We start from the raw sequence: 22,434 nt of genomic DNA, 5'->3' as shown, positions 1-22,434 counted from the left end.
GTTTTCATTCAATGCGAGGGAGCTCACCAGGTGACCTCTTTTCCGGTCAGCAGCCCTGCCTTTTCGAGGGCGCGGTGGCGGTCAGGAGCCCTGTTCGGGCGACGTGCCGGCCAGCACGCGGTGCCGGCGGACAAACGGGAACTGCAGGCGCGTGCGGCGGGGAAGCGCGTAGGCCAGGACGGCCACCACGGTGAAGACGATCGCCTTGTCCATGGGATCGGAGATGAGCGCCTGCTTGGTGATGGCGGCCAGCAGGGTGTCCCCCATGGACCGGAAGGCGCTGACGATGGCCCCGGTGGCCACGCCGGACGTGCCGCCGAAGACGAAGGCCGCCACCGGCGCGGACACCACGCCGCCGATGATCCCGGTGACGAAACCGGCAACGGGGGCGAGGTAGAAGCGGCGGAACATTCCGTGGCGCGCGGCGAGTCCCGCCAGGCAGCCGATCAGTGCGGCGCCGGCTGCGAACGGCAGCACCGTGGGGTTGAAGAAGGACCAGACGATGCTGCTGAGCGCTCCGGTTGCGGCACCTGCGGCCGGTCCTGCCAGTACCGCGATGAGGACCGTGCCGATCGCGTCGAGGTAGAACGGGACCAGGGTGCTGCCCACGAACTGACCGAGGACGATGTTCAGCACCAGTGCCACGGGGATCAGCACCACGGTGCAGGCCGGCAACGTCGGGAGGACGGCCACGATCAGCAGGATGGCGCCCACCAGGAAGCCGGAGAGGGCAATCAGGGCGGATGCGCTGCCGGGCCCGCCGGTGATATCGGCCGGCTGGTTGAGCACAAGGTAGACGTAGGTGGCGGCGATGGCCGCTGCGCCGAGGATTTCCAGCAGGCGGCGTTTTCGGGCGGCGGCCGGTGCCGGGGCGGGCAGCGTCAGGGAGGGCGACATGGAGTTCCTTCAGGGTGCGCGGGGAGGGCCCGGGAGTACGGGCCGGTGGAACGCTGCGTATGTCACCTCGGCAGCTGGCGGCAGGCTGCTGCGCCTGTTCCGTCCGCGATTATTCTACTGGCGGCGCACCGCTGCCGGGGCATCCGGTCCCGGACTGCCCTAGACTGCCCGGACAGGCAAAATCCGCCTGCCGTTGCCCGTGGAAAGACCTGCCATGCCCCACTATGACCTTTCCATCATCGGATCCGGCTCCGGCAACTCGCTGATCACGCCGCACTGGGACAACAAGCGGGTGGCCCTCATCGACGGCGGCGTGTTCGGCGGCACCTGCCTTAACGTGGGGTGCATTCCCACCAAGATGTTTGTGTATCCGGCCGGCCTGGCCGCGGCGCACCAGGAGGCAGCCCGGCTCGGGGTGGACCTCAGCCTGGACAAAGTGCACTGGAATGACATCCGGGACCGGATTTTTGGCCGGATCGATTCCATCTCCTCGGCCGGGCGGGACTACCGGGCAACGGAGCTGGACCATGTTGACCTCTATCAGGACCATGCGCACTTCACCGGCCCGCGGGCGCTGCGGACCGCATCCGGTGTGGAGATCACTGCTGAGCAGGTTGTGGTTGCCGCCGGGTCCAGGGCCGTCCTGCCCGACGTGCCGGGAATCGACTTGCCGCAGGTGCACACCTCGGACACCGTGATGCGGATCGATGGGCTGCCGGAAAGGGTTGTGGTGGTTGGCGGCGGATACATCGCTGCTGAGTTCGCGGGGATTTTCCACGGATTCGGTTCCAGCGTGACCCAGGTCAACAGGACGAGCCGCCTGTTGCGCGGCCACGACGCCGAAATCTCCAGGCGGTTCGCCGCGGCGGCAGCAAGCCGCTGGAGGCTGGAACTGGGCTTCTCGCTCCAGTCCATCCAGGACAACGGCAACGGCACCGTTGTGGTGAACTTCGCCGATGCCGACGGCCGGCCCCTGCGCGTCGCTGCGGATGTTGTGCTCATGGCCACCGGCAGGGTTCCCAACACGGACCGGCTGGGCGTGGAGGCCGCCGGGTTCGACGTGGACGACGACGGCACCCTCGCCCACGATGCCAACCTGCGGATCCTTTCAGGCGGCACGCCCCTGGACGGCGTGTACGCCCTGGGCGACGTCGCCAACCCGTACCAGCTCAAGCACGTGGCCAACCGGGAAGCCCGCGTGGTGGCGCACAACCTGGAGAACCCGGACCGGTTGCGCCGAATCGACTACACCGCCGTGCCCTCCGCAGTCTTCTCCAACCCGCAGGTGGCATCGGTTGGCCTCACCGAAGCAGAGGCCCGTTCACAGGCAGCCGCGGGAACCGACGTGGTGACGGCGGTCCAGGACTACGGCAGCACCGCCTACGGCTGGGCCATGGAGGACGGGGAAGGGGTGGTGAAGCTTGTGGCCGAACGGTCCTCGGGCAGGCTGCTGGGCGCCCACATCCTGGGCCATGAAGCGTCCATCCTCCTCCAGCCCCTGGTCCAGGCCATGGCCGGGTCGGTGCCCGTCCATGAGCTGGCCCGTGGCCCGTACTGGATCCACCCGGCGCTGACCGAGGTGGTGGAAAATGCCCTCCTGGCACTGGACGTCGACCTGCCGGAGGACGCCCCGCTGTAGTTCCGCCGTCGAAAGCGGTCCTTAGGCGAGCCGGGCGGCAAGGCCGCCGACAGCTGAGACCAGCTCGGTGAAGGCCGCTGCGGGATCGTTGGCGGAGACCACGCGGGCGTTCGGCGGTGCGCCCCAGAGTCCGCGGAAGTCTGCCACCGTGGTGCCCGCCAGGAGCGGCGACCCGGTCTCGACGTCCACCGTGGCTGGACGGGCCTCAAACTCCAGGGTGCCCGCTGCCACGCCAGCGGCGAAGAAGTCGTGGACGTGGGCCAGGTATCCCTGGTCGTAGTGCCGGTGGAACTCGAAGTAGAACCGCAGGGCGTCGGACAGGTGCCGGATGAGGGTGTTGTCGGAGGTGCTGCGCAGTCCCTCCGGTTGTTCGGGCAGCACCAGTTCCGGGATGCGGGCACCGGCCGCTTCCGCCAGCCGGCGCACATGGTGGGGGTGCATTTCCATCCGCTCGGTGGTGTCCAGGGAGCAGACAATGGGAAGTTTTTCCGGTGCCCGGCCCCGGAAAGCGGCGTACACTTCCTTGGCGGCGTGCGGGTCAACGTGGGTGTTCCACTCCGCAGTGGGCGTGGTGTTGCCCTGGTGGTAGAAGCTGCCGCCCATGATCACCACCTTGGCGAGCAGTTCGGGAAGTTCCGGTTCCTGCCGCAGGGCCAACGCAAAGTTGGTCAGCGGCGCAGTGATGAGGGCGGTAAGCTCCCCGGGCCGGTTGCGGGCGTGTTCAACCCAGAGGTCGACGGCGTTCCGCTCCGATACGGCCCCGGCCGGCTGGGGCAGGACCGCGTAGCCAATTCCCTGGGGTCCGTGGGTCTCGGGAGTGGTGAGCAGCGGTATGGCCAGCGGTTCGCGTTCGCCAATGGCCACTTCCACTCCGGGCCTGCCGCACAGTTCGAGCAGTGCCAGGGTGTTGCGCGCCACCTGGTCCGCATCCACGTTCCCAGGGGTTGCGGTGACGGAGACGAATTCCGTATCGGGCAGGGCGGAAAGGTAGGCCAGGGCCAGGGCATCGTCGATGCCGGTATCCACGTCCAGCAGGAAGGCGGTCATCCCGGTCCTAGAACAGGGCAACCCTGGGAGCGGCAGGGAAGATGCTGTCCAGCTCCGCGAGGTCTTTCTCCGGGGGCACCCAGCCGGCTGATTCAGCGTTCTGGCGGACCTGTTCCGGCCCGGTGGCACCGGCGATGACGCTGCCAACCGAGGGCTGGGCTGCCAGCCACGAGAACGCAACCTGGATTTCGGTCAGGCCGCGTTCCCGCGCGAAAGTGCTGAACCTGCCCAGTTGGTCCCAGTCGGCGTCGTGGACCAGATGCTGGCGGGTGTGGCTGAGCCGCGATCCGTCCGGGGCATGGCCTGGCGAGTACTTGCCGGTCAGCAGTCCGTTGGCGAGCGGGAAGTAGGGCAGGACGCCCAGGCCGAACTCCTCCGCTGCCGGTGTCACCTCAAGTTCGGCGCGCCGGTCCAGGAGGTTGTAGTGGTTTTGCGTGGAAATGAAGCGGGCGCACCCCAGTTCCCGCGCAACGTACTCCGCCTGGGCGATCTGCCAGCCGGAACGATTGGAGTGCCCGATGTAGCGGACTTTGCCGCTGCTGACGAGGGTGTCCAGTGCGGACAGGGTCTCGTCGATGGGGGTCAAGGGGTCCGGCGTGTGGAACTGGTAGAGGTCGATCCAGTCGGTGCCCAGCCGCCGCAGCGAGGCCTCCACAGCCTGGATGATGTAGCGGCGTGAGCCGCGGGCACCAAAGTCCGGGCCGCTGGCACCCTTCATGTCCATGCCGAACTTCGTGGCCAGGACGATGTCCCCCCGCCTGGTGCCGAGCGCCTTCCCGAGCATCGCCTCGCTGAGCCCTGGTTCCCGCCCGTACGTGTCGGCGACGTCGAACAGGGTGATCCCGGCGTCGATCGCTGCGTTCACCACGCCGTCCGTAGCCTCCTGGAATTCGGTGGCGGTATTGGCGCGGCCGAGATTGTTGCAGCCCAGGCCGACCGTAGACACGGTCAGGCCTGACTTGCCGAGGCGGCGGTACGTGGGCATTGTGCTCCTAGAGACTGAAGCCGGCAGCGGGCTTGGCGGAGTGCTTGAGCTTGAAGTTGGTGGGCTCGGCGAAAGGGGCGGCACCGATGCTCAGCTTGGTGAAGTCCAGGTCCTCGCCGCGGATGCAGACCTTGACGGCATTGACGGCCTTGTTCACCTCCGGGCACAGGCAGAAGATGTTGAGCTTGTAGTCCGTGAATTCGGAGCGTTCCACCGTCCCCAGCCCGCGCCAGGCCAGGTGGCTGATGAGGGCGTCGGTGGCCTTTTCCTCCAGGTAGCGGTCCCTGTCGGTGCCTTCCCGGGTCTTCAGCGCGAACTGGGCCACCACCCAGGACTGTTCCTGCTCCGGAATTTCGGCGTAGCCGTCCTCGGCGCACTGGGCTGCGAAGGCGTCCAGGAGGCTCTCCGCCGCCTCGGGTGTGGCGACGTCCGTTTCCTCGGTTTTGCTCTGGTGCCCCACGGCGCCGTAGTTCATGACGAACTGACCGTAGTCCTCGTCGTACCAGGCCTCCCGGAAATGGAGGGTGCCCTCTTCGTCGCGCTTGTAAACCCTGACAATTCCGCTCATGACCGTCCTTTGGTAAACCATTCGGCGTCGGTGCCGTCGAACGGTGCGTGCTGCGCCTTCACGGCCTGGTAAAGCTGGTCCGCCGATGCCTGGAGGGATTCCACCAGAACTGCGGGGTAATCCATGGCAACGCGGTGTTCCGCGAATTCGTCCTCATCGTCGATGAACACGCCCCTGCCGGCCGTGTGGACGATGTCCAGGTCCATGTCGATGACGTGGAATTCGGTGACTGCGGGGCGGATGGTGCTCCACTCGTGGGCCACCGCAAGGTCGATGTAGACCCGCATGCCGCCCGGATGGGCGTCGTCGTAGAAAGTGGCCACCCAGTCGCCTTCGCGCGGCACCAGGAGCACGGCGTCCGATTTGGTGTAGAACGCCGCGCCCGGGCGGGAACAGAACTCATTGGTGCCCTGGAAAATCCACCAGCCATGCCGGTCCTCGCCGAGGTAGCGCCCGGGTACCACCCAGTGGGCTTTGCCGTCCCATTTACGGTTCCGTGCCACCACCAGCTGGCCGGGCTGCAGGTTCTCCGGTACCCGCGTTGCTCCCGGGTGGCTCTCCCCTGCGGGCTCCCCCAGGACGTCGGGGTATTTCAGCTCAGCCTCTCCCCTCACAGGATCGGAAGGCTGCCGGTGGTGGGGTGCTGCTGGCCGGGCAGGGGACGCGCAAAGGGGACCTTTGTGCCGAGGACCTGCGCAACGACGTCGTGCGTGATCTGCTGGGCGGTCAGGCCGACGCGGTCCAGGATCTGGGCGCGGGTGCCGTGGTCCAGGAATTCGACCGGCAGGCCTACCTCGTTCAAGGCCGTATCCACGCCGGCCGCCCGCATTTCCTGGCGGATCCGCGAACCGACGCCGCCGGCGCGGACACCGTCCTCGATACAGATCACCAGGCGGTGGTGCGATGCCAGCGCGATGATGGAACGCGGGACGGGCAGGACCCAGCGCGGGTCCACCACGGTGGTGCTGATGCCCTGCGCGCCGAGGCGGTTGGACACGTCCAGCGCCAGTTCGGACATGGCGCCCACGCTGACGATCAGGACGTCGTTCTCTGTGGAACCGCTGGGCCGCCGGGCCAGCACGTCCACGCCGTCGCTGAGGCGTTCAAGGGCTTCCACTTCCGCCCCCACGGATCCCTTTGAGAAGCGGACCACGGTGGGTGCGTCGCCGACTGCCACGGCTTCGCGGAGCTCCTCGCGCAGCCTGCTGGCGTCGCGGGGTGCTGCGAGATGGAGTCCGGGGACGATCTGGACCATGGACATGTCCCACATGCCGTGGTGGCTGGCGCCGTCCGGCCCGGTGACGCCTGCGCGGTCCAGAACGATGGTGACGCCGGCCTTGTGCAGGGCCACGTCCATCAGGAGCTGGTCGAAGGCCCGGTTCAGGAAGGTTGCGTAGACGGCAACCACCGGGTGCAGGCCGCCGAAGGCCATGCCGGCGGCGGAGGTGAGGGCGTGCTGTTCGGCAATTCCGACGTCGATCACGCGGTCAGGGTGCCGGGCCGCGAATTTGTGCAGGCCCACCGGAATGAGCATGGCTCCGGTGATGCCGACGACGTCCTTCCGCTCATCCGCGATGGCCGCTATTTCGTCGGCGAAGACCGAGGTCCAGGACTGGGCGCCGGCGGCGCCTGTGGGCTCGCCGGTTTCGGGGTCGATGATGCCGACGGCATGGAACTGGTCCGCCTCGTGGGCGCGGGCGGGTGCGTAGCCGTGGCCCTTCTCGGTCATCGCATGCACAATGACCGGCCCGCCGTAGTGCTTGGCCGTGGACAGGGCATGCTCCATGGCCTGGAGGTTGTGGCCGTCCACGGGGCCGATGTACTTCATGCCGAGGTCCTCGAACATGCCTTGCGGGGCCCACCAGTCCTTGATGCCCTTTTTCATGGCGTGCAGGCTCTTGTAGGTGAACTGGCCCGCCGGTCCACCGTTTTGGAGTTTCTTCTTCCACCACTCCAGCGCCACTTCGTAGGCCGGTGCCGTCCGGAAAGAGTCAATCGTGGGGCGCAGGGACGCGAGGTAGTCCGCGAAGCCGCCGACGGTGGGGGCGTAGGACCTGCCGTTGTCATTGACCACTATCACCACGCGGCGTTTCTTGTCCGCGGCGATGTTGTTGATGGCTTCCCAGGCCATGCCTCCGGTCAACGCACCGTCCCCCACCACGGCGACGACGTACCGGTCGCCTTCACCGGTGAGCTGGCGGGCGCGGGAGATGCCGTCCGCCCACGACAGGGAGGATGAAGCGTGCGAGCTCTCGACGATGTCGTGCTCGGATTCGGCCCGGGAGGGGTAGCCGGAGATTCCGCCTTCCTGGCGCAGCGTGCTGAAGTCCTGGCGCCCGGTCAGCAGCTTGTGGACGTATGACTGGTGGCCGGTGTCGAAGACGATGCTGTCGCGGGGCGAGTCGAAGATGCGGTGCACGGCAAGGGTCAGTTCCACCACGCCAAGGTTTGGTCCGAGGTGCCCGCCCGTCTGGGAGACGTTCGTGATCAGGAAGTCCCTGACCTCCGCAGCCAGCTGCTTCAGCTGGTCTTCGGACAACTCGTTCAGGTCCTGCGGATTCCGGATGGTCTCCAAGATTCCCACTGACCCCTCCTTCAGGTGGTAGACGTGCCGTTTAACTCTAACGCCTTGGCCCGCGGGACAAGGCTCACCTGCACAGCCGAAGCCCCGGCTGGTCGGTGACCGGCCGGGGCTTCGGGAGGTGGTGCCTGCTGTCAGGAACCGCTAGTTAGCGGAGATCTGGCGCAGGACGTACTGCAGGATTCCGCCGTTGCGGTAGTAGTCCGCTTCACCGGGGGTGTCGATGCGCAGGACGGCGTCGAACGTCGTCGAGCTGCCGTCCTCGGCAGTTGCCGTGACCTTGAGGGTCTTGGGCGTGGTGCCCTCGTTCAGGGCGGTGACACCCTCGACCGAGAACGTCTCCGTGCCGGACAGGCCCAGGGTGGCTGCGGACTCGCCGGCCGGGTACTGCAGCGGCAGGACGCCCATGCCGATGAGGTTGGAGCGGTGGATGCGCTCGTAGCTCTCGGCGATGACGGCCTTGACGCCGAGCAGGGCGGTACCCTTGGCAGCCCAGTCACGGGAGGACCCGGAACCGTACTCCTTGCCGGCCAGGACCACCAGCGGGGTGCCGGCTGCCTGGTAGTTCTGCGCGGCATCGTAAACGTAGGCCTGCGGGCCGCCGTCCTGGGTGAAGTCGCGGGTGAAACCGCCCTCGACGCCGTCCAGGACCTGGTTCTTGATGCGGATGTTCGCGAACGTTCCGCGGATCATCACCTCGTGGTTGCCGCGGCGGGATCCGTAGGAGTTGAAGTCCTTGCGCTCCACGCCGTTGGCCAGGAGGTACTGGCCGGCAGGGGTGTCGGACTTGAACGAACCGGCCGGGGAGATGTGGTCGGTGGTGACCGAATCGCCCAGCTTCAGGAGCACGCGGGCGCCCGTGATGTCCTTGACCGGCTCCGGCTTGGCCTGCATGCCCTCGAAGTACGGGGGCTTACGGACGTAGGTGGAGTTCGGATCCCAGGCGAAAGTGTCGCCGGCAGGGGTGTCGAGTGCCTTCCAGCGGTCGTCACCCTCGAAGACGCCTTCGTAGCCCTTGGCGAACATTTCCTTGTCGATCGAGGAATCGATGACCTGCTGGACCTCAACCGGGTTGGGCCAGATGTCCTTCAGGAAGACGTCGTTACCGTCCTTGTCCTGGCCCAGGGCGTCGGTCTCGAAGTCGAAGTCCATGGAACCGGCCAGGGCGTAGGCGATGACCAGCGGCGGGGAGGCAAGGTAGTTCATCTTGACGTCCGGGTTAATGCGGCCTTCGAAGTTGCGGTTACCCGAGAGGACTGCCGCAACGGCGAGGTCGTTGGCCTGGATCGCTTCGGAGACCTCGGCTTCCAGAGGGCCGGAGTTGCCGATGCAGGTGGCGCAGCCATAGCCCACGATGTAGAAGCCGAGCTTCTCCAGGTAGGGGGTCAGGCCGGACTTCTCGTAGTAGTCGGTGACAACCTTCGAGCCGGGTGCAACAGAGGTCTTGACCCACGGCTTGGACGTCAGGCCCTTGTCCACGGCGTTGCGTGCCAGGACCGCGGCGGCCAGCATGACCGACGGGTTGGACGTGTTGGTGCAGGACGTGATGGATGCGATGGTGACCGCACCGTGGTCCAGCTCGAACTCGCGTCCATCGGCCATCTTGACCGGAACCGGCTGGGAGATGCGTCCCGCTCCGCCGTGGCCTGCCGAGTACTTCGGGGGTTCGCGGTCGGTGTCGGAGATGTGGGTCGATCCCGCCGTGAAGGAAGGCGCGTCGGAGGCCGGGAAGGACTCCTCGAGCGACTCGTCCAGGGTGCCGGCGTCGGCGTCGTGGGCGACGTAGTTCTTCAGGTCGTGGCGGAATTCGTCCTTGGCCTCGGTCAGTTCGATGCGGTCCTGCGGGCGCTTGGGGCCTGCGATGGACGGAACAACCGTGGACAGGTCCAGTTCCAGGTACTCGGAGAACTTGATCTCGCGGGAAGGATCGTGCCAGAGGCCCTGTTCCTTGGCGTAGGCCTCCACGAGTGCCACGTTCTGGTCTGAACGGCCGGTGAGGCGCAGGTAGTCCAGGGTGACGTCGTCGATCGGGAACATGGCAGCCGTGGAACCGAATTCCGGGCTCATGTTGCCGATGGTGGCGCGGTTGGCCAGCGGCACGGCGGCAACGCCTTCGCCGTAGAACTCAACGAACTTGCCCACAACACCGTGCTTGCGGAGCTGCTCGGTGATGGTGAGTACCACGTCGGTGGCGGTGGCGCCGGCCGGGATGGAGCCGGTCAGCTTGAAGCCCACAACACGCGGGATCAGCATGGAAACAGGCTGGCCCAGCATGGCAGCCTCGGCTTCGATGCCGCCGACGCCCCACCCGAGGACACCCATGCCGTTAACCATGGTGGTGTGGGAGTCGGTACCGACGCAGGTGTCCGGGTACGCACGGAGCGCGCCGTCCACTTCGCGGGTCATGACCGTGCGGGCCAGGTATTCGATGTTGACCTGGTGCACGATGCCGGTTCCCGGCGGGACAACCTTGAAGTCGTCGAACGCGGTCTGGCCCCAGCGCAGGAACTGGTAACGCTCCCCGTTGCGCTGGTATTCGATCTCCATGTTGCGCTCCAGTGCGCCGGAGTTGCCGAAGGCATCGATCTGGACCGAGTGGTCAATGACCATCTCGGCAGGCGCCAGGGGGTTGACCCGCTTGGGGTCGCCGCCCAGTTCCTTGACCGCTTCGCGCATCGTCGCCAGGTCCACCACGCAGGGAACGCCGGTGAAGTCCTGCATGATCACGCGTGCAGGCGTGAACTGGATTTCTGTATCGGGCTGGGCATTGGGATCCCAGCCTGCCAAGGCGCGGACGTGATCGGCAGTGATGTTCGCGCCGTCCTCGGTCCTCAACAGGTTTTCAAGCAATACCTTGAGGCTGAACGGAAGGTTTTCTGCACCTTCAACGGAGTTCAACCGGAAAATTTCGTATTCGGTTCCGGCTACATTAAGTTTGCCTTTTGAACCGAAGCTGTCCACAGTGCTCATCGCAGGACTCCTCTCGCAACAGTTTCATCTTTGTCGCGCGGTTGACCGCCTGCTAGTTAGGAAGCCCTAATTAGATCCGGGCCCGAAAATTGCACACGGCCGGCCGTGATTACGGAGCGCGACGTGGGACTACTACGGCCATCGTAGTCGAAAACAGCGGTGGCATCATGGACCGTTCCTCAGGCGCGCGGCGTCAAGAGCGCCACGGTCTCCAGGTGGTGGGTGTGTGGATATAGGTCGAAGGCCCGTAGGCCTGACAGGTCCCACCCGGCCTGGCGGAAGTACCCCACGTCCCGGGCGAACGACGCCGGATCGCAGGACACGTAGGCAATGGCACGGGGCTGCGCCTCAACCAGCTGCCCAACCACGGACTTCCCCGCGCCTGCCCGCGGAGGATCAAGGACCAGGGCGTCAAAGTTGCGCGGTTTCTGGCGGAGGACCCGCTCCACCCGGCCCTGGACGATCTCCACCTGCGGCGCTGCGTGCAGGTTTTTGCGGGCGTCCCGGCTGGTTCCGGGTGCCCCCTCCACTGACAGGACGGACCCCGTCTCCCCCACGGCGTCGGCCAGGACGGCAGTAAACAGTCCGGCGCCCGCATAGAGGTCGGCCACCACCGCGCCGGGATGCAGGAAGCCGCCGTTTTGGAGGAAATCTGTGACGCCCCCCACAAGCGCCCCGGGCGCGTCGCGGTGGATCTGCCAGAACCCGGCGCCGGTCACCCGGTAGTCATGGCCGGCTGCTGTTTCCTGCACCCAGGTGCGGCCCCGCAACTGGTGCACTGCGTCGGTAGCGGGATCGAACGTGGCTACGGACACCTCGGCGGGCAGTTGGGCAGCCACGGCGTTAAGCCGCTTGGGCTTGGTTCCCTGACCTGGTGCCAGCAGCACCAGCGGACGTGAGCCGTTGGCCGGGGCCGCCACTTCCACCCGGTCGATGCCCTGCAGGTCGAGGTCCCAAAGGCGAAGGGCGTTGATGGCATGGACGGCGAGGGGCATCTCCCGGACGGGAACGATGTGCGTGGAGCGGTGCGCGTGCATGCCGAGCTTCCCGCCGGGGGTGACCGAGAAACTGGCGCGCGTCCGCCACCCGAGGCCGTTCCCGCCGTCGTCCTGTCCGCCCACTGCTTCGACGCTGTGGACGGCCCCATTCGGCAACTCTTCGACGCCGGCAAGGCGCGTGAGCTGTTCAGCCAGGACTTCTGCCTTGAGGCTGCGCTGCCGGGCCAGCGTCATGTGGCCAAACTCCGCTCCCCCCACCGGCGGATGCCCGTGGCCCCACGCCCGCAGCGAATCGGCAGCATGCCAGAAGTGGCCCACGCGGTCCGGGGAGGCTTCAAGAACCTCAACCACGTCCGCCCGCCAGAACTTGGCCTTGTCTTCGGCGTCCGTCAGCCGTACCCGCACCTTCTCGCCGGGAATGCCGTGCCGGACGAAAATTACCCGCCCCTCGTGCCTTGCGACGCAGTGGCCGCCATGGGCCACCGGGCCGACGTCGAGCACTACTTCCGTGCCGGTCGCTCCGGCGGGTGGCTGGTGAATCGTGTGCAACGGGGCCTTCGCAATCATTGGACGTCCTGCAGGTTCTTGGCTTCTTCGGATGATTTCAGCTGCCAGGGAACGCTCGCCACCATCACGCCTGGTTCAAAGTGCAGCCGGGTCTTGATGCGGAGGGCTGTCTGGTTGTGGACCAACTGCTCCCACCATTTGCCCACCACGTATTCGGGGATGTACACAACGATCAGGTCCCGGGGCGAGTCAAGCCGCATCTGCTTGACGTAGTCCATGATCGGCGTGACCGTCTCGCGGTAGGGGCTTGCCAGTACCGTCAGCGGCACGGGGATCTCCAGCTTGTCCCAGTCGGCCACGGTCTGCGCGGTTTCCTCCGGATCGATGTCCACGGTGACGGCGTCAAGCCGGGAGGGCCGGGAAGCCCTGGCATAGGCAAGGGCCCGCAGCACGGGCTTGCGCACGTGGGACACCAGCAGCACGGCGTGCACCCGGGTGGGGAGGGCACGCGGCGAGGCGTCCTCATCCACTGCCAGTTCCCTGGCCACGTTGTCGTAGTGGGCTTTGATGCTCCACATAATCAGGAACAGGATGAACATGGCCAGCAGGGCAATCCAGGCGCCCTGCTCGAATTTGGTTACCAGCACGATGACAAGGACCGTGGCGGTCATGCCGAAGCCGATGCTGTTGATGACGCGTGACTTGGCCATGCGGCGCCGGGCGGCTTTGTCCCTGGCCAGTTTGAGCTTCCGGCCCCAGTGCCGGATCATTCCCAGCTGGCTGGCTGTGAAGGAGATGAAGACCCCCACGATGTAGAGCTGGATGAGTTTGGTGACGTCCGCGTTGAACGCCAGGATCAGCACCAGTGCACCGGCGGCGAGGGCAAGGACGCCGTTGCTGAAGGCCAGCCTGTCGCCCCTGGTCCGCAGCTGCCGGGGAAGGTATCCGTCCTGGGCGAGGATGGAGCCGAGCACGGGGAAGCCGTTGAAGGCCGTGTTGGCCGCGAAGACCAGGATGACGCCGGTTGCGGCCACCACGATATAGAAAGGTATGGATCCCGGCCCGAAGATCGTGTGGGCAATCTGGCTGATGGCCGGCGTCTGGATGTACCCCTCGGGGAGCGGGTTGCCGTTGAGGAGGAATTCCGTTGCGGGGTCGAGGACGATGTGTACCTTGGTGGCGTTGGCCAGGTACATGATGCCCGCCAGCATGGTGGCGCCGATGACGCCCAGCAGCAGCAGGGTGGTGGCCGCATTCTTGCTTTTCGGCGGGCGGAAGTTGGGCACGCCGTTGCTGATGGCTTCGACGCCCGTCAGCGCCGCAGCTCCTGACGAAAAAGCGCGCAGCAGCAGGAAGGCGCCGGCCAGCCCTACCAGCCCCTCATCAAACCCGGGGGCCGGGACGATCGTGAACGCGGCGGAGGGCGCCTCCCCCAACTGTCCGGTGGCGGCTTGGAAAATGCCCACGGCCGTCATGCCCAGGATGGCTGCCATGAAGAGGTAAGTGGGAATGGCAAACATGGTGCCTGCCTCTTTCACGCCGCGCAGGTTCACCAGGGCGAGGATCGCAACGCCGACGGCGGCAATGGCCGCCTGGTTGCCGTGCAGCGACGGGACTGCGGTGGTGAGGTACGTGGCGGCCGAGGAGATGGACACCGCGACGGTCAGGACGTAGTCCACCAGCAGCGCCGAGGCTACGGTGAGGCCGGCGTACTTGCCGAGGTTTTCGCCGGCGATTTCGTAGTCGCCGCCGCCCGATGGGTAGGCGTGGACGTTTTGCCGGTAGGACGCCACAACGGTGAGCAGGACCACCATGACGGCCAGGCCCACCCAGGGTGAGAACGCAACTGCGCTGACGCCCGCCAGCGCCAGGGTGAGCAGGATCTCATCGGGTGCGTACGCCACGGATGAGAGGGCGTCGGATGCGAAGACGGGAAGTGCGATCCGCTTGGGAAGCAGCGTATGGGCCAGCCGGTCATTTCGGAATGGCCGGCCCACCAGCACACGCTTGGCGGCGTTCAATATTGTCAGCACCCCACAAAGCTAGTCTGATTCCCCGACTATGTCATGACGGGCGGCGGGCGGCTGCAGCCCGGACGCTGGCGGTAGAGTTCTAGCAGCAGGACCTTGACAGGATTACAGAGGAGAAACACCGTGGCGCATTTCGTGATCATGGGATGTGGCCGGGTGGGGGCGACGCTGGCTCACACGCTGGAGGACGCCGGGCATTCTGTGGCCATCATCGACCAGGACGACCGCGCCTTCCGCCGGCTCCGGCAGGGGTTCACAGGCCGCAAGGTCACCGGTGTTGGCTTCGACCGGGACACCATGAAGCAGGCGGGGGTCGCTGAAGCGTACGCCTTCGCGGCGGTGTCCAGCGGTGACAACTCCAATATCCTCGCCACCCGCGTGGCGCGGGAAACGTTCCACGTCCCCCACGTCGTCGCCCGGATCTACGATCCCGGCCGTGCCGAGATCTACCAGCGCCTGGGCATTCCCACTGTGGCGGCGGTCCGCTGGAGCGCCGACCAGGTGCTCCGGCGCATCCTGCCCGAACAGCACCTCGCCGGTGATTTCCGGGAGCCCTCCGGCCGCCTGGTGCTGGCCGAACTTGACCTCGACGCCGGGTGGATCGGGCACCCGGTCAGCAGCATCGAAAAGGCCGCCGACATCCGGGTGGCGTACCTGACCCGCTTCGGTGAGGGGATCCTGCCGGCTGCGGGCACCGCGTACCAGGACGGCGACACCGTGCACGCCATGCTCCCGGTGGATCGCAGCTCACAGGTCGCCCAGATCCTGGCCAAAGCCCCTGCCAAGGAGTCCCAGTGAAAGTCGTGATCGTTGGCGCGGGAAGCGTCGGATCGTCCATCGCCAGGGAATTGCTGGCGCACAAGCATGAGATCCTCCTGATCGACCTCAAGCCGGAAGTGATCGGACGGAGCGGCCTGCGGGGGGCGCACTGGCTGGTGGGCGACGCCTGCGAGCTGAGCACGCTCCAGGGAGCCAAGGTTGAGGACGCGGACGTGGTGGTGTCTGCCACCGGTGACGACAAGGTCAACCTGGTGGTCTCGCTCCTGGCCAAGACGGAGTTCGGGGTGGGACGCACCGTGGGGCGCGTCAACAACCCCAAGAATGACTGGATGTTCAACGATTCCTGGGGCGTGGACGTTGCCGTCAACACCCCTCAGCTCATGACAGCCCTGGTGGAGGAAGCCGTGGAGATCGGCGACCTTGTCCGGCTGCTGACGCTCCAGACCGGGGTGTCCTCCCTGGTGGAGTTCACCGTCCCGCACGATTCGCACGTTATCGGCAGCACCGTGGGACAGATCCAGTGGCCCGAGGATTCCACGCTGGTGGCTATCCTTCGGGACCACGCGCCCATCACGCCGAGCCGGGATGACGTGATCGACGGCGGCGACGAGCTGTTCTTCGTGACGACTATCGCCGCCGAGGACGAACTGCGCGCGCTGCTCTCCCCCGACTCCTCGGAACCGCAGCCCCGGCCCGCCGACGACGCGGGCCACCTTGAGCAGCAGGGCCCGGAGGACGACGGGTTCGACGGCTAGTTTGCCGCAGCCGGGCCGTCCGTCGGCTGGGGTTCCGGCCCGGACTCGGCCGGAGCGGGCCGCGTGACAAGCCAGGCGATCCAGACACCGAGGATGTACAGCGGCGCGCCCATGATGAGGCGGGTGGTTGCCAGGGCAGCAAGTCCGTCCGGCCCCATGAGGTAGAGCGGAACCTGTACCGCGAGCCGAAGCGCAAGGACCGCAACGATGATCCAGGTGCCCAGCTGGTAGGCCTTGACCCGTGCCGGGTCCTTGCGCCAGTCGAGGCCTTCGTTCCGGATGAATCCGAAGAGCAGGCCCGCTACCGGCCATTTGAGGAAGATGGAGAGGACCATCGCCAGGATGTACCCGGCATTGGTGAAGAACCCGGGCAGGTAGAAGTCCTCTGCCTTGCCGGTGGTATTGGCCAGCCAGGCCGAGATACCCACGCCCACCACGCCGGCAAGTGCCTGCGTCAGGGGCTTGCGCTGGACCAGCCGGACCACTGTGAAGACGGCTGCGGCGGCAAGGGCCGCCACAAGGGACAGCGTCAGTTCCCGGGTCACGGTGAAGGCAACCAGGAAGACGAGTCCCGGAGCGATGCTCTCGGCAATGCCCTGGATCCCGCCGGCGCTCCGGAGGACGTCCACGCGGCCGTCGTGTGTCCGGTGCAGTCCTGCCTTGGCGGCATATTCCGCTGCGAGGCCCGCCACGGGGGAAGGCTCCTGCGCCGGGCCCGGCTTGCCTGCGCGGCCGGGAGTATCCGGCCCCTGGGATCCGGCGGAGGGGTCGGGCTGGGGCGCGGTCATTCGTTCTCCTGGCGGGACAGTATTTCGTAGCGTGGGTTGAACATGGTGGGCAGTCCGTTGTTCGTGGAAAGCATTCCGTCCAGCCGGATCTCCGCGCCGGCTTCAATGCCCGGCACGCGCCGGCGCCCCAGCCACACAACGCGTAGCCTTCCGCGCCGTGCACCAGCCTGGGCGGAGGCTTTTCCCGGCTCGGCGTCGGAGACCATGGCGCTGAAGGCGGCAGCCTGGTCTGCCGGGAGGAAAGTCACCGATTCGATGCGCCCCTGGCAAGTGACACGGCCCTTGTCCGGAAGCTGGCTGATAGGGAGTGTTCCGGCGTGGTGCCGGGGCACGCCGTCCGGTGCAGGATCAGCCAATCTGTGTGGTTTCCGGACCACGTTCCGGCTCCTGGAGCGCGGGGGCGGGCTGCGGGGTGGCGGCCGGCGGTGGGGTTGCGGCAGCGTCCTTGGGCAGGCGGAGCTGCAGCAGGTCCCGCGGCGGCATGGGGCTGCCGCCCCGGATCACCACAACCTGCCTGAAGAGGGCTTCCAGCGGCTCGGCAGCAGCCCGTTCCAGGGCTGCCGGGCCGCCCAGCACGCCACGGAGGAACCAGCGGGGACCGTCAACGCCTACAAAACGCGCCACCCGGTATCCCTGGCTGCCGTCAGGCAGCCCGGCCGGCAGTTTCGCTACGAGTTCAGTGCCGAAGCCTCCCTCGACTTCCTCGACCTGGCCGCCCTGTGCCCCGACGGACTGGCCGATCTGCTCACGGATTTCGTCCCACAGGCCTTCGGTCTTGGGGGCGGCGAAAGCCTGAAGCTGCAGGCTCGACCCGTTGAGATCCAAGGTAACGGCCACCACGCGCTGGGTGGCTTCTTCAACCTCGAGGCGCAGTTGCAGGCCCTCACTGGGTGCGATCAGGAGCGCGCCGAGGTCCACGTAACCGTCGCGGCTGGTGATTTCGGATTCATCAAACGGTCCGTTGGCGCGGACACCGGAGCCTGCCGCGGCGTCCTCCGGGGACTCCGCGGTGGTCAGAGAGTCATCCGGTTCGGATACTTCTTCCTTCTTGGCTTTCCTGCCGAGCCCAAAGACCATGAGGGTGTCTCCTTAGTTGTGAAATGTGCCGGTCCGGCCCTGAGGGGGTCCCGCCGTCGTGCTCTGCCGCTTGCCGGCAGCGAGCCTGCCGGAACGGAAATACTTGTCTCAGGCTCCGGGCCGCCTGAACCCGCCGGTGGACCCGAATCCTCCGGTGCCGCGCACGGACCCGCTCAATTCGTTGACGGGGATGAACTGGGCGTACTCAACCCGCTGGATCACCATCTGGGCAATTCTATCGCCGCGGTGCAGCTCAATGGGCTGGGTGGCATCGGTGTTCAGCAGGGTGACTGCTATTTCCCCGCGGTACCCGGCATCCACCGTTCCCGGGGCGTTGACGATAGTCAGCCCGTGCCTGGTGGCCAGTCCGGAGCGGGGGTGGATGAGGGCCACGAATCCCTCAGGCAGGGCAATGGCCACTCCGGTGGGTACGAGCTTGCGCTCTCCCGGCTGCAGGACAACGTCTTCCCTGGCGCGAAGGTCAGCGCCGGCATCGCCCGGGTGCGCGTACGACGGCGCTTCCAGGCCCGGGTCCAGCATCTTCAGCTGGACCTGCAGGGTCGGGGCCGAGGCAAGGGGCTCGTCCCCGGAAGGCGGGTCCGGGGGAAATGTGTCTACTGCTGCGGATTGATCAGTCACAGTAACTCACTCTAACCCGCGCCCGCGGATGGGACCTAGGCCGCGGGCGGCTGCCCACTGCGTACAGCCTGCGTACAGCCTGCCGGGCCGGACCTCCCAGTGCGGTCCCGCCCTGAACGGCACCGGCCGGCACAGCCGGGACGGGCCCGGCCGGGATGAAATAGCCAGGGAAAGGTGGAAAGCTTGGTCCATGCCCGAATCCAGTTCCGCCGCGTCCGTGCCCAGTACTCCCTCAGCCGAAGCTGACGTGATCTATCGCGAAAAATTGTGGCCGAACGTATGGATCTGGATCATCTCGGCAGGCGTTTCAGGCGCGGGGATCCTGGTGTTCGCCCCGATCAGCGCAGCCGCCGGGTACACGGCCGCAGTGGTGCTTTTTGCCATCATCGCCGTACTCCTGGTCCTTTCCACCCCGAGCATCGTGGTGACCCCGAAAACCCTGACCGTGGGGCGGGCCACCATCGAGCGCCGCTTTGTGGGTGCCGTCCAGCCGTTCCGCGGCGGGGAAGCGACGGCGGAACGCGGCACCCGGCTGAACGGGCTGGCCTACCTCTGCATCCGGGGCTGGATCGATCCGGTGGTCAAGGTTGAGATCACCGATCCATCAGACCCGACGCCGTACTGGCTGACCTCCACCCGCCGCCCCGATGAGCTGACGGCAGCCCTCTCAAGGCACTAGCCTGCAGGTCCCCTTTCACCCGGATCTCCCGGAAAATCGCGGCGCGCCCTGCCCCTTGAGCCAAAACCCGGCCGCCGGATGGCAAAGTTTCGAGTGATAGTAATGCCAGGGTGGAGGATTTGTATGCAGGATCTACGGCTTGTAGGCGTACACGACGACGGGACTCACCTCCTGTTGAGCGGGGCCGGCGGCGAGATGTTCCAGCTGCCGATCGATGAAGCGCTGAGGACGGCCAGCAGGTCCGCGGTTAAGCCGCGGGTCGAGCGGCCTGCCATTCCCATGTCCCCGCGGGACATCCAGGCCCGGATCAGGGCCGGAGCCACGGCGGCGGACGTAGCCGAGGCTTCCGGGCTGCCGCTGGCCAAGGTTGAACGGTACGAGGGCCCGGTCCTCGCAGAACGGGAGTACGTGGCCCAGCAGGCCCGCAAGGTGGAAGTGGCCGCGCCGTCGCCCGGGCACGACATCTACCGCTCAGCATTCGGTGACAGCCCGGCCACGTTGGGCGACATGGTGGCGCACAGGCTTTCGGCGCATGGCATCGACCCCGCCTCCGCGGAGTGGGATTCATGGCGCCGCCAGGACGGGACCTGGACCGTGTCTGCCACCTTCGAGGCGAAGAACGGCGGCGCACAGGGAATCGGCGAGGAGCCGCCCGCGCTGTGGACCTTCAGCCCGGCCCGGAAGTCCCTGCATAACGCCAACCGCTGGGCCCAGCAGCTCAGTGAGCTGGAGCCCCTGGACGGACCGGTCCCGGCCCGCAGGTTGTCCGCCGTCTCCGACCGGCCCTTTGATTTTGAGACCGATGCCGACTCCGCTCCCGGCAACCAGGGCGGCAACGCCGGCCAGGCGGCCGGCAAGGATAAGGAATCCGACGGCCTCCTGGACATGCTGCGCTCCCGACGGGGCCAGCGGCTTGGCGTGGACGAGGACTCCGACGACGCCCTGGCGCTGCTCCTGACCACTGGCGTTCCTGCCGCCCACCCCCGGCCCTCGGAGATCACCCCGGAAGCGGAAGAACACGACGCCGGGCAGGAACCTGACCGTACCGAAGCGCCTGCTGCCCAGGGCGACTCCTTCGTCCGGCGGCGGGATGCCCGGCCGTCCATGCTGTCCCGGCTCAGCCTCCTGCCGCCCCAGCACGAACCCGCCGACGAGAACCTGCGGCTGCATAACGGCGTCAGCACCGATACCCGGGAAATAACCATTGTGGCTTCACCGCAGCGGGCCTCCGGCGCCGCGGCAGCGGACGCAGCACAGGGCAACGGGAACGGCACATCCAGTGGCGCGGGACTGGACGAATTGCTGGGCGGCGCCCCGAAGCGTCCTGCGCCCCGGAACGAAGACTCCTCCCCCACCACCGGCCAACTGCCGGAGGCGGGAACTCCCGAACGCCAGCCCGCCAGGCCCAAGCGCTCCAGCGTTCCATCCTGGGACGAAATCGTCTTCGGTACCCGCGGGGACTGACTCCCGGGCCGGCGGCTGGCTCCCGGGCCTGCAGCCCGCGCCGCCGGAAGGACTGTCTAGGCGTCCGCGCCGGTCCCGCCGGTGCCCCGCCACAGGCACGCATCCACCTCGAACGGCAGCAGCTGGTCCTGTTCGGCCATGAGGTTGGCGCCATGCGCCGTGACGCGGCGCATGAAATGGCGGCGGCACAGCGTCTCATATCCCACCACGGGGATGTGGCCTGCCGCCGTGGCGGCCGGGCCGTCCACGGCCATGTCAACGTCGCCCACCACTACCTGCGCGCCTTCGGTGACCATGACGCCGTCGACCGTGCGTGCGTTGTGCGTTGCCCGGCGGCCGCACCAGCACAGTGCTTCCACCTGCAGGACCTGCACCCGGTCCGCGAGTTCGATCAGCCGCTGGGAGCCGGGGAACAGCCGGGTGCGGAAGTCAGCGGTGATGCCGAAGGCAAAGACGTCCACGTCGATTTCGTCCACGACTTTCGCCAGCTGCTCCACCTGCTCAGGCGTGTAGAACTGGGCTTCATCGCAGATCAGGTAGTCTACGCGCTGGCCGTGGGTGCGCCGTCGCATGACTTCCTCCCAGAAATCCGTTCCGTCCACTACTTCCACGGCGTCGGTTTCCAGTCCAAGCCGGCTGGAGATACGGGACTCGCCGGCGCGGTCGTTGCGGCTGAAGCGGACGCCGCCCCGGCCACGGACCCGGTGGTTGTGGTCCATCTGCAGCGCGAGGGTGGACTTGCCGCAGTCCATGGTGCCGGAGAAGAAGACGAGCTCAGCCACGGCGGGCGCTCCTGCCGTCGGCCGTGAAATAGAGGAGCGGAACTTCCCGCTCGGCCTTGGTCAGCGATCCGTGCTGGCCCACGACCTCCATCGCGGTGGGGCGGACACGCCTCGTGTCGTAGAGGGCGAGCTCGTCGCGGGCCGCAATCATCACGTCGCCGATCCTGCCCTCGACGGCGGGCCGGACCGGACCGAAAAGTCCTGCGGCGATGCCGTCTTCCCTGGTGAACGCCCAGATGCGGGTACCGAAACGGCCGCGCCAGGCGGCGAGGAGCCGCTCCCGTGCACCGGCGTCGGACGCGTCGTCCAGGTACAGGTGCACCATCCGCGGTTCGCCGGCCGTGTGGCGTACTCCTTCCACCAGCTGCGGATCCGCCGAGAAGTCGATGCGCTGCTGCTCCGGTACGTCGAGCATGCCGTGGTCCGCCGTCAGCAGGATGCTGGTGCCTGCCGGCAGGGAGGAATTCAGGCGCTTCATCACGGCGTCCAGCTCTTCAAGCTGGTGTTCCCATTCCTGCGACTGGCAGCCGTGGCGGTGCCCTGCCTTATCAAGCTCGTTGACGTAGAAGTACATCAGGCCTGGCCCTGGCGCTGCCAGGGCTTCGGCGGCCGCGGCGGTCCGGGCGTGGGAGGTGGTGGCGGGAATGAAGGTGCCGCCGCGGAGGGCGGCGTGGGTCATGGGTGAGTCCCCGAACTGGGGAAGGCTGACAGTGGTCACTGCGGCCTGGCCGGCAGCGCGTTCCAGCACTGTGGGGAACGGCTGCCAGGCCACCGGGTCAACCCCGGGGTCCCAGTTGCCAAGAAGGTTGACCACTTTGTCCTGCTCCGGATCCAGCACGTCGTAGCCCACCAGGCCGTGCTGGCCCGGGGGCAGGCCGGTGCCGAAACTGGCCAGCGCGGCGGCCGTGGTGGAAGGGAACGCCGAATCGAGCCACACGGGGACGGCGCCCTGGCCGGCCTGGATGACGGAGCGCAGGAAGGGGGTATGGGCGGACTTCTGCTTCAGGAGGTTCCGGCCAAGGCCGTCGGCGACGACGACGCATACGCGGGACGCCGCGGGAAGGCCAAGGGTGTTGGTGAATCCGTCGAGGCCCAGGCTGGCTGCGGCACTGGTCAGCACGTCCGCCACGGAACGCCGGCCGTAGGCGGGAGCGGGCGGCAGGTCCGGGGCTTTGGCCGGCCCGGGAGTCAGTCCCCGCGGGTACCGAAGACGATTTCGTCCCAGGATGGAACGCTGGAGCGCTTGGG

20 protein-coding genes are annotated in these 22,434 nt (G+C 67.1%); 5 read left to right on the top strand and 15 right to left on the bottom strand.

The annotated features are described in order from the left end of the window. Window positions 1-81: 81 nt before the first annotated feature. The gene (locus tag ACKAE7_RS16490) at window positions 82-897 is read right to left on the bottom strand and encodes an ECF transporter S component (RefSeq protein WP_408979760.1); all 816 of its coding nucleotides are present in this window, start codon (window positions 895-897) and stop codon (window positions 82-84) included. A gap of 214 nt (window positions 898-1,111) precedes the next feature. Between ACKAE7_RS16490 and ACKAE7_RS16485 the strand changes: the two genes are divergently transcribed. Continuing rightward, the gene (locus ACKAE7_RS16485; protein WP_408979759.1) at window positions 1,112-2,536 is read left to right on the top strand and encodes a mycothione reductase; all 1,425 of its coding nucleotides are present in this window, start codon (window positions 1,112-1,114) and stop codon (window positions 2,534-2,536) included. Between the two features lie 21 nt (window positions 2,537-2,557). Here the strand turns inward: ACKAE7_RS16485 and ACKAE7_RS16480 are convergent, their stop codons facing one another. The 8 genes from ACKAE7_RS16480 to ACKAE7_RS16445 form a co-directional block, all read right to left on the bottom strand. Then, window positions 2,558-3,583 carry a nucleoside hydrolase gene (locus ACKAE7_RS16480; protein WP_408979758.1) on the bottom strand — a complete coding sequence of 342 codons (1,026 nt, stop codon included), beginning with the start codon at window positions 3,581-3,583 and terminating at the stop codon, window positions 2,558-2,560. Window positions 3,584-3,590: 7 nt separating this feature from the next. After that, window positions 3,591-4,568: an aldo/keto reductase gene (locus tag ACKAE7_RS16475; protein WP_408979757.1), complete on the bottom strand. Its 978-nt coding sequence runs from the start codon at window positions 4,566-4,568 to the stop codon at window positions 3,591-3,593. A gap of 7 nt (window positions 4,569-4,575) precedes the next feature. After that, a complete protein-coding gene (locus ACKAE7_RS16470; RefSeq protein WP_188812791.1) occupies window positions 4,576-5,136 on the bottom strand; it encodes a hypothetical protein in 561 nt (186 codons plus the stop codon). Next, a complete protein-coding gene (locus ACKAE7_RS16465) occupies window positions 5,133-5,750 on the bottom strand; it encodes a DUF402 domain-containing protein (protein ID WP_408979756.1) in 618 nt (205 codons plus the stop codon). The genes ACKAE7_RS16470 and ACKAE7_RS16465 overlap by 4 nt, the downstream gene beginning before the upstream one ends. After that, window positions 5,747-7,720, bottom strand: a complete 1,974-nt coding sequence (dxs, locus tag ACKAE7_RS16460) for a 1-deoxy-D-xylulose-5-phosphate synthase (RefSeq protein WP_408979755.1) — start codon at window positions 7,718-7,720, stop codon at window positions 5,747-5,749. Before dxs ends, ACKAE7_RS16465 begins: the two co-directional genes overlap by 4 nt. Before the next feature lie 141 nt (window positions 7,721-7,861). After that, the gene (locus ACKAE7_RS16455; protein WP_191036261.1) at window positions 7,862-10,687 is read right to left on the bottom strand and encodes an aconitate hydratase; all 2,826 of its coding nucleotides are present in this window, start codon (window positions 10,685-10,687) and stop codon (window positions 7,862-7,864) included. A gap of 179 nt (window positions 10,688-10,866) precedes the next feature. Next, window positions 10,867-12,252 carry a class I SAM-dependent RNA methyltransferase gene (locus tag ACKAE7_RS16450; protein ID WP_408979754.1) on the bottom strand — a complete coding sequence of 462 codons (1,386 nt, stop codon included), beginning with the start codon at window positions 12,250-12,252 and terminating at the stop codon, window positions 10,867-10,869. Next, window positions 12,249-14,225, bottom strand: coding sequence for an APC family permease (locus tag ACKAE7_RS16445; RefSeq protein WP_188730065.1), 1,977 nt, complete (start codon window positions 14,223-14,225; stop codon window positions 12,249-12,251). Before ACKAE7_RS16445 ends, ACKAE7_RS16450 begins: the two co-directional genes overlap by 4 nt. A gap of 120 nt (window positions 14,226-14,345) precedes the next feature. Here ACKAE7_RS16445 and ACKAE7_RS16440 point away from each other — a divergent pair, with 120 nt between their 5' ends. Further along, window positions 14,346-15,020: a TrkA family potassium uptake protein gene (locus ACKAE7_RS16440; protein ID WP_104187624.1), complete on the top strand. Its 675-nt coding sequence runs from the start codon at window positions 14,346-14,348 to the stop codon at window positions 15,018-15,020. Continuing rightward, complete coding sequence (locus ACKAE7_RS16435) at window positions 15,017-15,757, top strand: TrkA family potassium uptake protein (RefSeq protein WP_104187621.1); 741 nt, start codon at window positions 15,017-15,019, stop codon at window positions 15,755-15,757. Before ACKAE7_RS16440 ends, ACKAE7_RS16435 begins: the two co-directional genes overlap by 4 nt. Here ACKAE7_RS16435 and ACKAE7_RS16430 read toward each other — a convergent pair. From ACKAE7_RS16430 to dut, 4 genes are all read right to left on the bottom strand, one after another. Beyond that, complete coding sequence (locus tag ACKAE7_RS16430; RefSeq protein WP_408979753.1) at window positions 15,754-16,545, bottom strand: DUF3159 domain-containing protein; 792 nt, start codon at window positions 16,543-16,545, stop codon at window positions 15,754-15,756. The genes ACKAE7_RS16435 and ACKAE7_RS16430 overlap by 4 nt on opposite strands. Further along, on the bottom strand, window positions 16,542-16,901 hold the full coding sequence (locus tag ACKAE7_RS16425; RefSeq protein WP_191036263.1) for an OB-fold nucleic acid binding domain-containing protein: 360 nt from the start codon (window positions 16,899-16,901) through the stop codon (window positions 16,542-16,544). Before ACKAE7_RS16425 ends, ACKAE7_RS16430 begins: the two co-directional genes overlap by 4 nt. Next, entirely contained in the window at window positions 16,894-17,622 is a 729-nt protein-coding gene (locus tag ACKAE7_RS16420; protein WP_408979752.1) for a DUF3710 domain-containing protein, read from the bottom strand. Before ACKAE7_RS16420 ends, ACKAE7_RS16425 begins: the two co-directional genes overlap by 8 nt. Before the next feature lie 108 nt (window positions 17,623-17,730). Further along, window positions 17,731-18,261: a dUTP diphosphatase gene (gene dut / locus ACKAE7_RS16415; RefSeq protein ID WP_188812806.1), complete on the bottom strand. Its 531-nt coding sequence runs from the start codon at window positions 18,259-18,261 to the stop codon at window positions 17,731-17,733. Between the two features lie 190 nt (window positions 18,262-18,451). On the opposite strand from dut, the gene ACKAE7_RS16410 reads away from it, so the two are divergent. Together ACKAE7_RS16410 and sepH are read left to right on the top strand one after the other, a co-directional pair. Continuing rightward, a complete protein-coding gene (locus ACKAE7_RS16410) occupies window positions 18,452-18,940 on the top strand; it encodes a DUF3093 domain-containing protein (protein ID WP_190612043.1) in 489 nt (162 codons plus the stop codon). A 123-nt stretch (window positions 18,941-19,063) separates the two neighbouring features. Next, a complete protein-coding gene (gene sepH / locus ACKAE7_RS16405; protein WP_190612046.1) occupies window positions 19,064-20,404 on the top strand; it encodes a septation protein SepH in 1,341 nt (446 codons plus the stop codon). A 56-nt stretch (window positions 20,405-20,460) separates the two neighbouring features. Here the strand turns inward: sepH and ACKAE7_RS16400 are convergent, their stop codons facing one another. After that, the gene (locus tag ACKAE7_RS16400) at window positions 20,461-21,186 is read right to left on the bottom strand and encodes a thymidine kinase (protein WP_408979751.1); all 726 of its coding nucleotides are present in this window, start codon (window positions 21,184-21,186) and stop codon (window positions 20,461-20,463) included. Then, window positions 21,179-22,378, bottom strand: coding sequence for an alkaline phosphatase family protein (locus ACKAE7_RS16395; RefSeq protein ID WP_408979761.1), 1,200 nt, complete (start codon window positions 22,376-22,378; stop codon window positions 21,179-21,181). The genes ACKAE7_RS16400 and ACKAE7_RS16395 overlap by 8 nt, the downstream gene beginning before the upstream one ends. Between the last annotated feature and the right edge of the window lie 56 nt (window positions 22,379-22,434).

This window comes from Pseudarthrobacter sp. NKDBFgelt, from assembly GCF_046097905.1.
Taxonomy (GTDB): domain Bacteria; phylum Actinomycetota; class Actinomycetes; order Actinomycetales; family Micrococcaceae; genus Arthrobacter; species Arthrobacter polychromogenes.
The sequence above is the reverse complement of the archived record's forward strand: the minus strand, read 5'-3'. Positions and strand labels throughout refer to the sequence as shown.

Excerpts from the sequence above, each read along its gene's own strand:
- ACKAE7_RS16490 (WP_408979760.1), bottom strand. The coding sequence starts at position 897 with ATGTCGCCCTCCCTGACGCTGCCCGCCCCGGCACCGGCCGCCGCCCGA.
- ACKAE7_RS16485 (WP_408979759.1), top strand. The coding sequence starts at position 1,112 with ATGCCCCACTATGACCTTTCCATCATCGGATCCGGCTCCGGCAACTCG.
- ACKAE7_RS16480 (WP_408979758.1), bottom strand. The coding sequence starts at position 3,583 with ATGACCGCCTTCCTGCTGGACGTGGATACCGGCATCGACGATGCCCTG.
- ACKAE7_RS16475 (WP_408979757.1), bottom strand. The coding sequence starts at position 4,568 with ATGCCCACGTACCGCCGCCTCGGCAAGTCAGGCCTGACCGTGTCTACG.
- ACKAE7_RS16470 (WP_188812791.1), bottom strand. The coding sequence starts at position 5,136 with ATGAGCGGAATTGTCAGGGTTTACAAGCGCGACGAAGAGGGCACCCTC.
- ACKAE7_RS16455 (WP_191036261.1), bottom strand. The coding sequence starts at position 10,687 with ATGAGCACTGTGGACAGCTTCGGTTCAAAAGGCAAACTTAATGTAGCC.
- ACKAE7_RS16450 (WP_408979754.1), bottom strand. The coding sequence starts at position 12,252 with ATGATTGCGAAGGCCCCGTTGCACACGATTCACCAGCCACCCGCCGGA.
- ACKAE7_RS16430 (WP_408979753.1), bottom strand. The coding sequence starts at position 16,545 with ATGACCGCGCCCCAGCCCGACCCCTCCGCCGGATCCCAGGGGCCGGAT.
- ACKAE7_RS16420 (WP_408979752.1), bottom strand. The coding sequence starts at position 17,622 with ATGGTCTTTGGGCTCGGCAGGAAAGCCAAGAAGGAAGAAGTATCCGAA.
- ACKAE7_RS16410 (WP_190612043.1), top strand. The coding sequence starts at position 18,452 with ATGCCCGAATCCAGTTCCGCCGCGTCCGTGCCCAGTACTCCCTCAGCC.
- sepH (WP_190612046.1), top strand. The coding sequence starts at position 19,064 with ATGCAGGATCTACGGCTTGTAGGCGTACACGACGACGGGACTCACCTC.